General features: G+C 26.8%; 13 protein-coding genes. 4 read left to right on the top strand and 9 right to left on the bottom strand.

The genetic code is table 11. The features are described from left to right. Window positions 1-20: 20 nt before the first annotated feature. The 7 genes from GYM73_RS09700 to GYM73_RS09670 are packed head-to-tail and all read right to left on the bottom strand — an operon-like array spanning window position 21 to window position 7,078. The gene (locus tag GYM73_RS09700; protein WP_220233713.1) at window positions 21-1,091 is read right to left on the bottom strand and encodes a glycosyltransferase; all 1,071 of its coding nucleotides are present in this window, start codon (window positions 1,089-1,091) and stop codon (window positions 21-23) included. Further along, the gene (locus GYM73_RS09695) at window positions 1,092-1,640 is read right to left on the bottom strand and encodes a serine acetyltransferase (protein WP_220233712.1); all 549 of its coding nucleotides are present in this window, start codon (window positions 1,638-1,640) and stop codon (window positions 1,092-1,094) included. A gap of 1 nt (window position 1,641) precedes the next feature. Next, window positions 1,642-2,793, bottom strand: coding sequence for a glycosyltransferase (locus tag GYM73_RS09690; RefSeq protein ID WP_220233711.1), 1,152 nt, complete (start codon window positions 2,791-2,793; stop codon window positions 1,642-1,644). Then, entirely contained in the window at window positions 2,790-3,812 is a 1,023-nt protein-coding gene (locus GYM73_RS10030) for an acyltransferase (protein ID WP_220233710.1), read from the bottom strand. Before GYM73_RS10030 ends, GYM73_RS09690 begins: the two co-directional genes overlap by 4 nt. A gap of 11 nt (window positions 3,813-3,823) precedes the next feature. Continuing rightward, complete coding sequence (locus GYM73_RS09680) at window positions 3,824-4,960, bottom strand: glycosyltransferase (RefSeq protein WP_220233709.1); 1,137 nt, start codon at window positions 4,958-4,960, stop codon at window positions 3,824-3,826. Between the two features lie 13 nt (window positions 4,961-4,973). Continuing rightward, window positions 4,974-5,900 (bottom strand): glycosyltransferase family A protein, encoded by a 927-nt coding sequence (locus GYM73_RS09675; RefSeq protein ID WP_220233708.1) that lies wholly within the window; start codon window positions 5,898-5,900, stop codon window positions 4,974-4,976. An 11-nt stretch (window positions 5,901-5,911) separates the two neighbouring features. After that, window positions 5,912-7,078: a glycosyltransferase gene (locus tag GYM73_RS09670; protein ID WP_220233707.1), complete on the bottom strand. Its 1,167-nt coding sequence runs from the start codon at window positions 7,076-7,078 to the stop codon at window positions 5,912-5,914. Window positions 7,079-7,337: 259 nt separating this feature from the next. Here GYM73_RS09670 and GYM73_RS09665 point away from each other — a divergent pair, with 259 nt between their 5' ends. The 4 genes from GYM73_RS09665 (at window position 7,338) to GYM73_RS09650 (ending at window position 13,040) form a co-directional block, all read left to right on the top strand. Then, the gene (locus tag GYM73_RS09665; RefSeq protein WP_220233706.1) at window positions 7,338-9,575 is read left to right on the top strand and encodes a patatin-like phospholipase family protein; all 2,238 of its coding nucleotides are present in this window, start codon (window positions 7,338-7,340) and stop codon (window positions 9,573-9,575) included. A gap of 231 nt (window positions 9,576-9,806) precedes the next feature. After that, window positions 9,807-10,223, top strand: a complete 417-nt coding sequence (ybeY, locus tag GYM73_RS09660; RefSeq protein ID WP_220233705.1) for an rRNA maturation RNase YbeY — start codon at window positions 9,807-9,809, stop codon at window positions 10,221-10,223. A 46-nt stretch (window positions 10,224-10,269) separates the two neighbouring features. After that, on the top strand, window positions 10,270-12,138 hold the full coding sequence (gene mnmG, locus GYM73_RS09655; RefSeq protein WP_220233704.1) for a tRNA uridine-5-carboxymethylaminomethyl(34) synthesis enzyme MnmG: 1,869 nt from the start codon (window positions 10,270-10,272) through the stop codon (window positions 12,136-12,138). Window positions 12,139-12,227: 89 nt separating this feature from the next. Continuing rightward, on the top strand, window positions 12,228-13,040 hold the full coding sequence (locus GYM73_RS09650) for a bifunctional 2-polyprenyl-6-hydroxyphenol methylase/3-demethylubiquinol 3-O-methyltransferase UbiG (protein ID WP_220233703.1): 813 nt from the start codon (window positions 12,228-12,230) through the stop codon (window positions 13,038-13,040). Between the two features lie 332 nt (window positions 13,041-13,372). Here the strand turns inward: GYM73_RS09650 and pgk are convergent, their stop codons facing one another. Both pgk and GYM73_RS09640 read right to left on the bottom strand, forming a co-directional pair. Beyond that, window positions 13,373-14,566, bottom strand: coding sequence for a phosphoglycerate kinase (pgk, locus tag GYM73_RS09645; RefSeq protein WP_160567761.1), 1,194 nt, complete (start codon window positions 14,564-14,566; stop codon window positions 13,373-13,375). Between the two features lie 1,196 nt (window positions 14,567-15,762). After that, a complete protein-coding gene (locus GYM73_RS09640) occupies window positions 15,763-17,589 on the bottom strand; it encodes a lysophospholipid acyltransferase family protein (RefSeq protein ID WP_220233702.1) in 1,827 nt (608 codons plus the stop codon). Window positions 17,590-17,593 lie beyond the last annotated feature (4 nt).

The raw sequence follows: 17,593 nt of genomic DNA, 5'->3' as shown, positions 1-17,593 counted from the left end.
ACGGGCTTTATTCGCCTAATTTAGTTTTTATTAGCTTCCAAAATTTTTTCATATTGGTGTATGATCTTATCTTTTGAAAATCTATTTATTATGGAATTTTTTATACGATTTTTATCGTATTTCTTATTTAATGTTATTTTTATCTCCTCTGCAAAATTTTTATGATCTTCAATGGAAATAATTCTTCCATTGACATTTTCTTCAATTATTTCATTGATTCCCCCTTTACAATTATTTGCTAATGAAAATGTTCCGGTTGCTCCTGCTTCTAACAATACATTGGGAAAACCTTCATATCTGGAAGAGAGGATAAATAAATCTGCATTTTTAAAATATGGATAGGGATTAGTTATTTTTCCTAAAAATTTTACATTCTTAATTTGTAAAGAATCTTTTAATTCTATCAATTTTTCTTTATCGTCTCCCTCTCCTATGATATATAAAAATATATTTTCTTTTTTTAGGTATGAAAAAACTTTTAATAGATTGTCAAAGCCTTTACGATAGGAAAGATTGCCGATAGCCACTACATTTTTAAAGCCTTCGAAAAATGGAAAATTCATAAGTTCGAGTGATTTTGCTTCAACTGCATCTACATCCACCGGATTATTGATTTTTATAATCTTTTTCTCACGTATTTTTAAGTTGTTTATAAGATCATATTTCATATCATCACTCTGTGCAATGACGGTATCAAAATTATTATAAAAACGATAAAAAAATCTTATTTCCGGTCGGGTTACATGTTGAGAAACTATATTGGTTTCTCTTGCTATAAAACGTATTTTAGGAAAAAAGGGTATTATGGGGGCTAAATAGGCCGATACTTCACCCCATCCGCCAAAAACAATATCAGGTTTTAATGTTCTAAGTACCTTAATTATGGGAAAAAATGCATTTCTTATTCGAGACGTTTTTATATCTATAATTTCAATATTTTTATCTAAAAGCTCAAGATAATATCCTTCTTTTCTCATTAGAAGGAGCTTTGGAGTAAATTTATTTTTATCCAAATTATTTATAAGCAAAGTAATTATTCTTTCTGCCCCGCCCATATTTAAATCCGGAAGTATAAACAGTATGGTTTTCATTTACACTTTATTGTTAATATATCCTTCGGTTGCTTTTTCATTGGGTTGTATTTGAGCTACATTTCCAATTACAATTGAATTATCGGGAATATCTTCCGTAACATAAGCATTAGGCGCTATCAAAACATTATTTCCTATTTTTATATTGCCCACAAGTACTGCATTAGTACCTATCCATACTTCATCTCCTATAACAGGTACTCCTGCTTTTTTGCCTCTGTTCGTTTTTCCTATAGTAACTCCGGGAGCTATATTGCAGTTTTTGCCAATTTTTACTTTGGGATTTATGATAACTGTTCCCCAATGACCAAGGTAAAAGCCTTCTCCAATTTGTGTTTCCGGATATATCTGAAATCCATATTTAGTTTGGTAATGATATAAAATCAATCGATATAAAGTTCCTAATACCGATTTTTTTGGATATACGGACGCTTTTCTTAAAAAATATATATACCGAAAATTGGGATTTATTAGAGCTTTGCCTAAAAATTTCCCCGGCCATTTTCCGTATATTCTGAAATAATCTTTTTGTATTAAAGAGTTTGACATTTTATAAATTGTCTAAAATAGTTGTTAATCGGGATACAGCATTTTCTAATGTAAAGGGCAATTCCTTGTCGTTCATTTCTTGTATATATTTTTGGGTGATCTCGGGTTGTGTTAAAAATTGTTTCATTCCGGTATAAATCCCTTCTTCAGAATTTTCAACGATTTTTCCTAATTTACCCTCTTGTAATATTTCGCTGACTCCGGAAACATCCGTAGCTATTATCGGCTTTTTCAACGTTAATGCTTCAAATAAAACGGTTGGATATCCTTCATATCGTGAAGATAAAATAAAATAATCAGCATTTTTAAAAAATGGATAGGGATTTTCTTGATAACCTACCATTTTTACTGTATCATCCAAATTCAATGATTTAACCAAAGTATGGATATTTTTAAAATCATACCCGTCTCCTACTATATAAATTTTATGCTTATATCCTTCTTGTAAAAGCCTTTTATGCATTTTTATAAGTCGGTCAAAACCTTTCTGTGGAAAAACTGTACCAACAGCTACAAAAATTTTTTCATTCTTTTCTTTTGTAAAAGTAAAGTTAATATCTTCTTCTGATTTATTTATAATTTCTTGAGAATCAATTGGATTATAAATTCTAATTAGTTTTTCTCTGTCCACTCGGGTTGTAGCTAATTTTTCGAATCCGGATTTAATTTTTTCAGATATTACCCATATTTTATCTGCTTTAAAAAAATTACTTAATTTTTTGGTTGTATATTCTGATATGCTAAACAAATCATTATGAACCCAAACTACTTTTTTTGAAGTTTTTATTGGACTATTTAAAACTTCTTCCAACAGTCTGTGATTGGCAATTAGCTCTATATCATAATGTTGTTTTTTTAAAATAAATTTATAAAGTGCTTTAGGAAATAATTTCAACAGTACTTCATAGGATCTTCTAAAAGCTTTAACGGGTATTTCCCACGGTTTGTTTGTTGTTATCATTTCTCCTTTATGTAGATGATATACTGAGACCCAAGAGGGAACGTCTTTTAAATATTTTCCTGATTTAAGATTTAACAACAGATCTATTTCATACTTATTTTCGGGTAAATTTTTTAAAAATGTTACTAAAACTTTTTCAGCTCCTCCATGACGTAAGGATCCTATTCTAATAAGTATTTTCTTTTTATTCATCTTAACTTTAAAAAATTTTTTAATTCATTTGAAAGTTTTTTTTCAATGAATTGAAAGAGTATATATGAAAATAATATGATGCTTAATATCATTAAAATGTAGAAAAAATAATTAAATAAATCATTATTAAATATTCCCGGAAAAATATTAAAATGATTCATTAATAGATTTGGTATAAACGGATGAAATAAATATAAAGAATATGATATATTTCCTAAGAAATAAAGGGCATTTAGATTTATTTTTATTTGAGAAAAATCAAAATTAATTACGCTATATACGATAAATGTAAAAAAAAGTAATAAACTTCTTTTATTATTTATTTTAATATAATTGAATAAAAATAAAATCAATATAAACATTGATACTGTAAACAATGTTAATGAAATTTGAGAATTATTTATTATAATTTTTTTTCTAAATAATCCTAATAAAACTCCTACTAAAAAGTAATTTAGCTGAAAGCTGGAAATCATATTTAGATAACTATTTTGATATTTAAAATGTTGTAAACTTATAAATATCATAAAAAATATAAGCAATACTATATATTTATAATGCCCAAATAATAAGCTTATTGCAAATATCAAGTAAAAAAACATTTCATAGTTTAAAGACCATCCTAAATATAAAATAGGTAGTTCATTATACGGAATAAACATTATGGATTTTATTATTTTAATAAATACATTCCAGTTAAAAGAATCAATAAATATAATATACCAAATAATTGTTAATATAGTATATAAAGGAACAATTCTAATTATTCTTTTCTTTATAAATGATATTGAATACTTATATTGACTTTGTAAATAATTATCTTTTGTGGTATATATCATTATAAATCCACTAATTATAAAAAATAATTCTACTCCATACACTCCTTTTCCAAATAAAAAATTTCCTAACTCACTATTATCATTTAAATTAATCCAATAACGTGTATGAAATCCACATACAAGTAATGATGCTAAACCTCTTAAACATTGAACATAGTATAATAATTTCTTATTTTCCATTTTGAGATTAGTTAGTTTTTATCTAAAAGAATTTTCCATGTTGAAATAATGCTGTCCTTTTTCCACTTTTTAGATTCTTCATAAGAAGATTTATTTAATTTTTTTAATAACTCTTCATCAGTTATTAATAATTGAAGCTTATTTGTAAAATCTTCTTTATTATGATGCTTTATAAGAAAACCATTTTTATTATTTACTATTGAAGCAGGACCAAATTCACAATCATAAGAAATCAAAATATTGCTACAAAACATAGATTCAACCAGTACCAGACCAAAAGCCTCAGATTCTGATGCTAATACTAATATTTTACTTTTTTTCATATAATTACAGACCTCTTCTTTAGTTTTATTACCCAATATCTCTATATGTGAATTAGGGTGATCTTTTACATAATTTTCTAAATAACTTTTTTCAGGTCCTTCTCCGATTATTTTAAAATTCCAACCTTCTTTTTCTTTTAAGTTAGAATATATTTCCACCAGTTCCCTTATATTTTTTTCAGGATGTAGCCTTCCGACAAATAAAATGGTATTTTCTTTTTCTTCACAACGTATAAATGGCATATTTTCAAAAGGATCACCTATGAGGTTATAAATTAAATAGCTGTTAGGATTTATCTTTTTATAATGTTCTTCGGATTCTTTATTTATATAAATAATTCCTTTTAAATTCTTGTAATATGGTCGCATGAGGGTATACCAAAAAAAACCTCCCATCTTATAGTTTATGTGTTCCCACGCCCATGTTTTCTTATTTATTCCTTTCATGGTGGACAACATGCTTGAAAGGGTATATCTGCAAGAAATTATGGTATCATAATTCTGATGGTTTTTTTTTAACCATTTTTTTAATAGGCAATATACCCCGTATTGATAAATATAATTTTTAATGTTTTGTTTCTTTGGCAACCACGAAAAGTATTTGTTAATTAGAACCATTGCCTTAAATGATTTTGTATTTCCAAAAGAATTTAAAACCACTGACTTAATTTTAGGGTTTAAATCGTATAGAAATTCCTCATTTCCATCCAAACATAAAACCGTTATATCGAACTTAGTACATAGTTCATTCATTAAATTAGTTAAAACGGTTTGTACTCCTCCGGATTTACCTAGTGAATAGGTTATAAACAATAACTTTTTCATTTTTTTATTACAGCTATCTTTTATTTATAAAATAATATATATAGCTAAATGGCAATGTTAAAACACTCATAGTCTTAATTAAAGGATTATTAATGTCTGCGATATTTGACGCTAAAGATTTTTTATTTAAAAAGGAATAAAATTGAAATCCTATTAAATTTCTAAGCAAAGTTTTAGGATATGAAAATAACTGATAGTTATAATTGTTTAGCATGGCTTTATATCCCTCTCTTAATCCGAAAATATTTTTGCCCTTCCAACGAGTATTGGAAACTGATTCTGAATCGTTATCGTCTTTATGATAAGTACGAATTATCTTATTAATAAATTTTGTTTTTAACCCTTTTGCATCGTAAATGGTAAAGAAAACACTTTGAGGAATATAGCCTTTATTTTCATAAATTAAATAATCAAATTTATCCAATTCTCTTTGATAACTCTTTGTTATAAAAATACCATTTTTATCTCCCTTTACTTTGTATTTATACCGCATTTCTAAAATAGAACCTATAAATCCGTTTTCAGGGAAATAACTTCCTACTAAATTTCCTTCCGTATCTGCTGAATGTCCAATTACTCCAATATATTGATCTTGGTTTTCAATGCTGCAAACTTCATCATACAATATTTCAAATGAATTCTCAGGCCAACTATCATCTGAATCAATAATTACAAAATAAGGCGTTTTTACCTTCTTAATTCCTTCAAATACGGTAATAAATTTATGACGATTTTTCCCTTTACAGTATTCAATAGGAATACTATTTTCATCTATATATTTTTGTACCAACTGACTGGTCGAATCCGTAGAACCATCATCCATAATTATCCACATAAATTGTTTAAATGATTGTTTTTTTAGTGATTCATAGACTCTATCGAGCGTATGAGCCCTATTATAAGTGGGTGTTATTACTGTTATTACGGAATTTTTTTCCATTCATTGATATTTTACTTTGTTAACAGCTTTTCTATTTCTTTATATATAGGAACTGGTGAGAAAATTTCTTTACATTTTTTATTATTTTCTATAAAGAATTGCACTTTTTTTGGGTCATACAACAGGGTTTTCATTGATTCATATAGGGCTGGTTCATTCTTACTTGGAATGAATATACCGTTTTCTTGGTCGACCATCATTTCTCTAATTCCTCCAACATCGGTGGTTATAATCGGCTTTTCCAATATAAGGCTTTCCGCAATAACTAAAGGATACGCTTCTGAAAATGAAGGAAGGATAAAATAATCTGCTTCTTTAATCAACGGGTAGGGATTACTATGTTCTCCCAAAAATATAAATGTTTCTTCTATACGATATTCTTTTACTTTTTTTAGTAATTCTTCTTTATATTCTCCCTCTCCAACGAGATATATTTTATGATATAATCCATCATCAATAAGCTTTTTATGGGCTTCAATTAAAAGTTGATAGCCTTTACCCGGTTTTATTCTTCCAACTGATATAAATGATTGTATTGAATCATTTTTGTGTGAACTGATTTTTATAGTTGGTTTCAGCTTGGATTTAGCTATGATATCATCAACCTCTATTGGATTATAAATAATCTTAGCATTTGCAGCAATCTGATCATTAAAACTTTTTGCACTTTGCATCGTTTGTTGTGAAACATAAACCATGGTATTAAATCTCAAAAATTTCGCTACAAATTTCTCTTTATTTCCATTTATGGTAATATTTTTTATATCACCATGCATCCAACCTATTTTTTTTGATTTTAGATTAGGACTGTTTAAAACATCATCGTAATTATAATGGAAAAAAGCTATTTCAACATCTTGATCATAGAGTTTTAGGTTTTTATATAATAATCGAGGAAATTTTGAATACAATTTTAATTTTGCAGCCCTAGTGATTAATTGAAATTTTTTTATAAAAGAATTTAAATTCATAAATTCTCTTCCTTTTCCTATATATTGAACTTTAATGGATTCCGGTATTTCCTTAATTAATTCTCCTTGATATAGATTCAACAATAAAGTAATATCAAAAATATTCTTATCTAAATGATTTAAAATATTTAGCAAGACTTTTTGAACACCTCCGGTTTCCATGGATCGGATTCTAAAAAGAATTTTAGTTTTCTTTACTTTTTCCATTTATATAAGTAAAATATAATTATAGATAAATCTATTTTTAATATTTTTTAATTATTTGTTTTAATCGCTATATCTCAATTAATAATATATAAATTTTAAATTCATTATTTATGAATAGTACCATCTTTCCTTTTAAAATAGATTTTAAAAATAAATGTAATACTAAGTATATTTTTAAGTAAATCTAAAAAAAACTTACCAATTCTTTCTATTTTATTATTACTTATATAAATTACATGTTTTTAATATATTTGCTATTATGAAATTTTGTAAAAAATACTTATTATTTTTTATTTTACTAATAGGAAATTTATTTTACGGTATAAATAGAGATTCAACTTTTATATCAATTCAGGATTCTTTAAATCGTAGACCCAAAGTAGGCTTAGTTCTTAGTGGCGGAGGTGCTAAAGGGTTCGCTCATGTAGAAGTTATAGAAGCTATTGAAAAAGCAGGAATTAAAATTGATTATATAAGCGGTACCAGTATGGGTGCCATAGTGGGTTCGTTATATGCTGCAGGTTATTCTCCTAAAGAAATGAGAAATATCATTAAAAGCATTGATTTTAACGAACTTTTTTTACAGGACAGAAATCGAAATTTTATTCCTTTTTTTGATAAATCTTACAGAGAAAAATATATTTTAACTTTACCCATTTCCAATTTTAAAGTAGTTTTTCCATCAGCTTTAAGTAAGGGACAAGGACCTTTAATGCTTTTAACCAATTTATTGTACAATGTTCATGATATTCATGATTATTCTAAACTACCGATACCTTTCTTATGCATAGCAACTAATTTAGAAACCGGTGACGAAGAACAAATGGAAAAAGGTTTTCTTCCTCTCAGTGTTTTGGCCAGTGGTGCTTATCCTTCTCTTATCGAACCGGTTAAAATTGATGATAAAACCTTAATTGACGGTGGAATTGTTAATAATTTTCCTTCCCGAGCGTTACGAGATAAAGGCATGGATATCATTATCGGAGTTGATTTAGGTAATGGTTTACAAAAAGCGAATGAAATTAAATCTATATTAAATATTATTAGTCAAATTATAAGCTATCGTATCAATATTAAAACGGATTTTGAAAGAAGTTATGTAGATTTACTAATTCGACCCGATGTAAAGAATTATGATGTAACCGATTTTGATAAAAAGGATTCCATTTTGTATAAAGGAAAACTAGCCGGAGAAAAGGCGTTTCCTGAACTATTAAAAATTGCAAAATTACAAGGGTTTGATACTATCAATAGACCGAGAATACAGGAACTACCTTCCGAAAAAAATTTGTTTATTACCAAACTTTCCATTATTGGTAATTCTTCTAAAGATTCTGTTTATATAAAAAGAAAATTAGGTTTGAAATTACCTCAAAATACCTCTATTACCAAATTAGATAAAGGAATTTCTGCTTTATATTCTACGGGAAATTATAATCGGGTTTTTTATGAGCTAACTTCTGAAAACTTTAATGAAAATCAACAAGTTAACTTATATCTAGATAAAAAAGATAATAATTCCATAAAATTTGGAATCCATTATGATGATGTATATAAAACTTCTCTTTTAGCTAATGTTACTTTAAATAAGCTTATATTAAATAATTCCAATTTATCCATTGATGTAATTTTTGGAAATAATTTCAGAACTAATATAAATTATTATATTGATAATGGAATATTACCAAGTATTGGATCTAATACGACGTTTAATTCTTTTAATTTTAATTATTCCGATATAAAAAGAAGTGAATATTCGTTTAATCGTATTCGATACTTTAATCAACAACTTTATCTACAATCTACCTTAAATGAAAAATATGCCGTTGGTACCGGTATAGAATATAGTTATATGCGCATCTCTCCTTTTTCCTATGATCGGATTAACGAAGTAGATCACAAAAATTTTAATAAAGACGAGAGTTTTTTTTATAATCCTTATTTTTATATAAAGGCTGATACGAGAGATAACTCTAACTTTCCTTTTAAAGGTTTTAAACTAGATGCCTCTGCTAAATATATATTTTATTCTAATGCTCCTAATTTTGAAAAGTTTTCCACAATTAAAACTCAATTAAGTTATTCAATCCCTTTCGGACATCGATTAGCTTTAGAAAATCAACATTTTTTAGGAGTATCTTTTAATACGCCTTCTTTACAATACAAATATTTTAACGGTGGTTATTTTGAACAAGATTTCTTAAATTTCAGTAAATTTTTAGGATTACCATTTGCCTATAAATCCGGGGATCAACTATTCTCATTATATTCTTCTTTAAACTATAAAATTTTAAAAAATCATTATGTAAAAATATATGCAGACATGGCTAACGTTGAAGATGAATTTAACGATATAAGATATTTTAAATACAAATATTTTAGTTATGGAGTGGGATATGGATATGACAGTCCTTTTGGACCTATTAACTTATTATACACATTTTCTACCAATCAAAACAAAGGTGTATTTAGTGTTGGTTTAGGATATTGGTTTTAACAAAATAGTTACCTATCATTTTTTTCAATCCTATTTATGTAAAATTACTTTATTTAAAAAATTTTTATTCATTATAAACATTTTCTCTTAATTTATACAGAAATTATACTTGGTATTAATTGTAAAAGTTATTATAAAATTTAATAGTATTAGTAATTAGTATGAAGAATTTTATTATATTAAAATTTCAGAATTTAAATATTAATTTAGCTAAGTAGAAATTAACATAAAATGATAAATTATTTTTCAAATAATGATTTTATTTTAAAAAATAAATTAAAAAGAAAAAAGTGGTTAAAAGAAGTTATAGAACAAGAAGCCTGCCGTGTAGGAGATATAAATTATATTTTTTGCTCTGATGAACAATTATTAGAAATTAATATTCAATATTTAAATCATGATTATTACACGGATATAATTACGTTTGATTATAAAGAAAACCAATTAATTTCGGGTGATATATTCATTTCCACAGACAGAGTTATAGAAAATGCAGTAATTAATAATGAAGACTTTGATCATGAATTAAACCGTGTTTTAGTTCATGGAGTTCTGCATATCATCGGGTACAAAGATAAATTGGAAAAGGATATTGAACTTATGAGAAAAAAGGAAAAAACTTATATAGACTTATATAAAAATTATTAAAAATTAATTATAAAAAAATTTTGTTTCACGTGAAACATCTGTTAAAATGATATTAGAAAAATACGATGTTATTGTTGTAGGTGGTGGACATGCAGGTTCAGAAGCTGCCGCTGCTGCTGCCAATTTAGGTTCAAAAACACTACTAATTACCATGAATCTTCAGACTATTGGACAAATGTCTTGCAATCCGGCTATGGGAGGTATTGCAAAAGGACAAATAGTTAGAGAAATCGATGCTTTGGGCGGATTATCAGGTATCGTTACTGATAAAACTATGATTCAATTTAAAATGCTTAATTTATCTAAAGGACCTGCCATGTGGAGTCCAAGAGCGCAATCTGATCGAATGAGATTTTCGGAAGAATGGCGATTACAATTAGAAAGCATTCCAAATCTTGATTTCTTTCAAGATATGGTTGTTGAGTTATTAACAGAAAATGATCAAATTATTGGTGTTAAAACCTATATGGGAGCTGTTATTTATTCAAAAGCTGTAATATTAACTAATGGAACATTTCTAAATGGTTTAATCCATATTGGAAACAAACAGTTCGGCGGAGGTAGAATGGGTGAAAAAGCAGCATTTGGAATCACTGAAAATCTAGTTAAATTAGGATTTGAGGCCGGTAGAATGAAAACTGGAACTCCTCCCAGGGTAGATGGTAGAAGCATAGATTTTTCAAAAATGGAAGAACAAAAAGGAGATACTAATCCACAAAAATTTTCCTATACTAATACACCTAAACTCGACAAACAAAGAAGTTGTTATATTACCTATACTAATGTAAAAGTTCATGAAGTTTTACGAGAAGGATTTGAAAGATCTCCTTTATTTAATGGAACAATTAAAAGTACAGGTCCAAGATATTGTCCTTCGATCGAAGACAAAATTAACAGATTTGCAGATAGAGAAAGACATCAAATATTTGCTGAACCGGAAGGTTGGCAAACTGTTGAATTTTACATCAACGGATTTAGTACATCTTTACCGGATGATATTCAAATTAAAGCTTTACAACTAATCCCGGGATTTGAAAAAGCTAAATTTTTCAGACCGGGTTACGCTATTGAATATGACTACTTCCCTCCTACTCAATTAAAAAATACATTAGAAACAAAAAATATTAATCATTTATATTTTGCGGGACAAATTAATGGTACAACGGGTTATGAAGAGGCAGCAGCTCAAGGATTGATGGCCGGTATTAATGCTTCACTTAAAATTCAAAATAAAGAGCCGTTGGTTCTTAAGAGAAATGAAGCGTATATTGGAGTATTAATTGATGATCTTATTACCAAAGGAACTGAAGAACCTTATCGAATGTTTACCTCACGTGCAGAATATAGAATGAGTTTAAGACAGGATAATGCCGATGAACGATTAACGCCATTAAGTTATACACTTGGATTAGCATCATCTGAAAGAATGCAAAATTTAGATAAGAAAATCAAGCAAACGAATAATTGTATAGAATTTATAAAATCAACATCCATAACCAAAGAAGAAACTAATCCAATTTTACTACAAAAAAATTCAACACCTATTTCTCAAACTGTAAAAGCTGATAGTATATTGGTTAGACCTAATATATACTTAAAAGACTTGGAAAACATATCCTCTATAAATGATTATATCAAATCAAATCATTTTTCGGATGAGGTACTTGAACAAGTAGAAATTAAAATTAAATATAAGGGATATATTGACAAAGAACTTGAAAATGTTGAAAAATTAAATAGATTAGAAAATATAAAAATTCCTTCAAATTTTGACTATTCAAAATTAAATAGTATTTCTACTGAAGCGAAACAAAAATTAATGAAATTCAAACCTGAGACTATAGGTCAAGCCAGTAGAATAAGTGGCGTATCTCCATCCGATATAAATGTTTTATTAATTTACATGGGTAGATAATATAAAGTTATAAATAAATGTTCCACGTGGAACATTTATTTATAAACCTAAATATTTTACTATATGATATTATATATACAAAATTGAAAATGAAAATTAAAGATCACTTCTTATCTAATGAAATTTTTGAAATTCAAAAATCTGAATATACCGATATTTTAAAAACTACCCAAATACCTGAAGATCTTTCAAAATATTATGAAAGTGAAAAATATTTATCCCATTCGAAAGATCAGTCTTTAAAATCAAAAATATATTTATTAATTCAAAAACTGAATGAAAAATATAAATTAAAGATTATTAATAAATACAAAACGTCCGGAACATTATTAGACTATGGTTGTGGAGATGGAACATTTTTAAAATTCATAAAAGATAAAAATTTTTCAATTCTAGGTTTTGAACCTAATATAAAAGCAGCAGAAACTGCTAAATCTAAAATTGATGAAAATCATATAACTACTTCTTTAGATTCTGTTGAAAATAATTCTTTAGATGTTATTACACTTTGGCATGTTTTAGAACATATCTCTAATCCGGAAGAAATCCTATCAAAATTAAGATTAAAGTTAAAAAATGATGGGTATATAGTAATAGCAGTTCCAAATTACAAATCTTTTGATGCCAAATTTTATAGAGAATTTTGGGCTGCCTGGGATGTACCTCGACATATATTTCATTATTCTAAAAAAGGAGCTATCGATTTTTTTAATAATCATAAGTTTGAAGTAATTCATACCTATCCCCTACCCTTTGATAGTTTCTATATTTCTTTAATCAGTGAAAATTATATGAATAATCCTTTAGGAATTTTTAGATTTCCATTCATTGCTGCTTTATCAAACTTAAAAGGAATGAATGATGGTAATTATTCATCTGTTATTTATATTTTGAAAAAATAAAATTTTTCACAAAATTCTTATTATTAAATTAACAAGTATGCTAAGTTTAAAAGAGGATAATTTGTAATAATAGATATTTAAAAGTTTAAATATTAATTAAATAAATCTATAAAATAGTATTTTTGGTATAAATAACTATATATTATATTTTATATTAATAAAAATATAGATTTATTTATACAAAAATATATTAAAAAAAGATATTATATATTAAAATTTATTAGAGAAATAATAAAATTAAAGTTACTTTGAATAGTTACTAACATATAAAAAAAGAAGCTTGAAATATCAAGCTTCTTAATATGTATTGTATATTGTGCTAGATTTTAATACTAATCGTTTAAAATAGCTGCTACTCCGGGTAATTCTCTACCTTCTAATGATTCAAGCATTGCTCCTCCCCCGGTTGAAACGTAACTAACTTTGTCAGTATAATTATTTTGTTTAACAAATGCTACACTGTCACCTCCTCCAACTAAGGAGAAAGCTCCATTCTTAGTGGCTTCACCAATAGCGTCTCCAATAGCTTTCGTACCAACGGCAAAATTTGGCATTTCAAATACTCCTAAAGGTCCGTTCCATAATATGGTTTTAGAAGCTAAAATAACATCAGAAAATGTTTTAATAGTTTTAGGTCCAACATCCAAACCTTCCCATCCATCAGGAATATCATTAGTATCGACTACTTTTCTATTTGCATCATTTGAAAAGTCATCACCTATAACAGAATCTTCCGGAAGATATACCTTTACACCTTTTTCTTTTGCTTTTTTAAGTATATCTAGTGCTAATTCTTGTTTATCATCTTCACAAATAGAGTTTCCGATCTTACCTCCTTGAGCTTTAATAAAAGTATAGGTCATTCCTCCACCGATTATTAAGTTATCAACCACCGGAAGGATGTTTTCTATAATAGTAATTTTAGAAGAAACTTTAGAACCTCCTAATATAGCTGTTACAGGTTTTTCGCCAGTTTTAAGGACTTTTTGAATAGCATCAAGCTCTTTGGCCATCAAAAGACCAAAACATTTGTTAGAAGGGAAGAATTTAGCAATAATAGCAGTAGATGCATGAGCGCGATGTGCAGTTCCGAATGCATCATTTACATAAATATCACCTAACTTAGCTAATTCTTTAGCAAATCCTTCATCTCCTTTCTCCTCTTCATTGTGAAAACGTAAATTTTCTAACAATAAAACTTCACCGGGTTTTAATTCTGCTGCAGCTTTTTCGGCTTTAGGCCCTACACATTCATCAACGAACTTAACAGGAACACCTAAAACTTTTGATACCTCATCAACAATGTGTTTTAAAGAATATTTATCTGTAACCTGACCTTTAGGTCTGCCTAAATGCGTCATTAATATTACAGAACCTCCATCTTTCAATATTTTATCTATAGTTGGCTTAGCAGAAACAATTCTTGTATTATCAGTTACCTTAAGATTTTCATCTTGAGGAACATTAAAATCAACTCTAATTAATGCTTTTTTTCCATTGAAATTGAAATCATTAACTGTTTTCATAATTTTTACTTATTTTTCTTACAAATATACCTTCATAAAAACGAAAAGAGAAATTTTGAAACCTGAATTTTTTCCACAATTAATTATTATTTATATATCTTTTTTTAATTAATTAAATAAAATTTAAAGTAATAGTAATAATAGACCTGTTAATATGTTAATAACTTTGAAATAGTGAGTTATTAATATTTCTAAATATGATATTAACAAAATTTATTGAAAATAAATAAGTATAAATCAATAAACTAAATCACTTATCAACAATTTTTAGAAGTTATTAATAAAGTGACTGTTTAAAAAGTAACTGTTATTAAACTTATCAAAAGGAAGGTAAAATTCATTTTTAAAAAGTTTTATAAATATTTGGAAAAATCTTAAATCTTTATAAATGGAAATTGTAACTCTTGAAGCAAAATTTTTTGTTTAAAAATGTTAACAATAATTTATTTAAATTGTTAATATTGTTTTAACTTATTGAAAATTTATGAGTTAATAAAAATAATTTTTAATAATAATTATATAATTTTATTGATTTATAGTCAATTATATAATTGAAGGAATTTTTGAAATAAATTAAGTTATTAACATATTTATTAATTAATTCATAATTAAGTATTTATATATGTATTATTTTGTAAAATATTGATAGTTAATATATTATATTATGTTAAAATTTATAAAGTTTAGAAGTTTAAAACATTTCTGTAGTTAAAAAATTATATTTTAAAATTATAAACTATAAACAGCTCTAACATTAATTATATTTATTTATTTAAATAAAATCAAATTAATCATTAAAAATAAATCTTTACATTATTAATGCTTAGTTTTACATACAATCAATAAGAATTTTATGATAATATGATATAACTATTCTAATTTTAATTTATGGTATTTTTTAATTTATGAACAGTTATCTATTGGGATAATTATTAAAAAAGAAAACATAGAAAAAGCCTTTAAATAAGCTTGTAGACAGGCTCAATATTAATAAAGGATTGAAGAATGTGAAATAATCCTAGTATAGAAATAAAAAAAGGTAAATAATAGCTATTTACCTTTTTAAAATAGTAGATTAAATTTTTATAAAAAGTTCAACATTAGTAAGGTGTTGAAAATCTAAGTATAGAGTACTTTAATAAAAGCAATTAGTAATCTTGTTTCAATTGAATAGTTATAAACTTGTTAACAATTGTTTATTTTTCTTCCTTTTGGTTTTTTTTGTCCATAGAATCTAACTCCTCTAACACCGGATTAATAGTACTATCCGGAATATCACTTATTCTAATATACATCAATCCGTCAATGGCATCATTAAACTTAGGATCGACGTTAAAAGCAATAACACGGGCGTTTTGTTTTAAATATTTTTTGATCAATACGGGAAGTCTTAAATCGGGCTCAAGTTCATCTATTAACTTGTCAAATTTATTAAGATCATTATCCGCAGCATCAAAGAATAAATCTTTTTCATTGGATTTCAGATGAACTTTAAATTCATTTTTTGAATGTACATATTGAGCAACATAAGAATCAAAATAATGAGAACGCATAAATTCAACCATTATCGATTTTGAAAAGTTGGAAAATTGATTGCTTATACTTACACCTCCCACCAGGTATTTATAATGCGGATTTCTTAAGCAAACATGTACAATCCCTCTCCATAAAAGTAATAAGGGCATAGGTTTTTTTTGATATTCACTGGAAATAAACGCCCTACCCATTTCAATGATTTTTTTAAAGAAAGGATGTACTTCCGAATCATATTCGAAAAGAGAAGCAGTATAAAAACCTTTAATTCCGTATTTTTCATAAATCTCTTTTCCCATTCCCATTCGATAAGCACCCGCGATAAGTTTATTTTCTTTATCCCATAAAAATAAGTGATGATAAATTTGATCGAATTCATCCAGATCAAAAGGTTCATTGGTTCCCTCTCCCACTTCGCGAAAACAAATTTCTCTTAATCGGCCAATTTCACGTAAGATATTAGGTATTTTTTCAGGTTTAGCTAAATAAACTTCATATTGAGAATTGGAAAATAGTTCACAGTCAATTTCTTTTAAAAGCTCAACTTCTTTTAAGATTAATTCATGAGGTGTCTCTTTAATAATAGGCTTAACTTCATTGGAATTAGCGGACTTAGTCATTGCTGATACTGAAAGGAACTTTATATTTTTAAATGGATTCTTAACCGTAGTATAGAATGATTTAAGCATATATACCTTATTCCTTAAAAAATTACCGTAAGACTTGATATCTGTATATTCATCTTGCTGTTTAACTGAAATAGGTTTACCGATTCGTATTTTAATAGGCGCTTTTCTTTTTCTAACCAATTCTCTAGGCAGCATCGCAGTCTGTAAATCCGGATGAATATTAGACATTTTATAAAACAACTTACTGTTTCTCGCATGAAAATATACAGGAATTACGGGTACTTTAGCTTTTTTCAAAAGTTTTAAGGCACTTTCTACCCATTCTCTGTCTTGATATTCTTTGGTATCCGGGTAATAATGAGAAACTTCACCGGCCGGGAAAATGATAACACAATGATTATCTTTCAAGATACGCAAGGTTTCAATAAAACCTTTTTTACTGTCAAAAGTATCTTTTCTGGTTTCAAAAGGATTAACAGGAATAATAACTTTTTTTAAAGGTTCAATTTTTTGCAATAAAAAATTAGTCATTATTTTAAAATCCGGACGAATTTCTGAAACAATTTTCATTAAAATTATCCCATCTAATCCTCCTAGAGGGTGATTGGAAACGATTATAAAAGGTCCTTTTTCAGGAATTCTTTTTAAATCTTCTTCATGAATTTCGTAGTTAATTTTTAAATGTTTTAAAACTGCAGTAAGAAATTCATTGGTAGGTAAATCTTTATTTTCAGTACAGAATTTATTTATATGACCAAGTTTTGAAACATTCATAAGGGTCCATGCTATACCCTTTCCAATAAAACCAAATTTCTTTAGGTTTAAAGTATTTTGTATATCCTCTAAGGTGACTAAACTCATATTG

It is taken from the genome of Apibacter sp. ESL0432 (genome assembly GCF_019469225.1).
In the GTDB taxonomy this organism is placed as follows: domain Bacteria; phylum Bacteroidota; class Bacteroidia; order Flavobacteriales; family Weeksellaceae; genus Apibacter.
The sequence above is the reverse complement of the archived record's forward strand: the minus strand, read 5'-3'. Positions and strand labels throughout refer to the sequence as shown.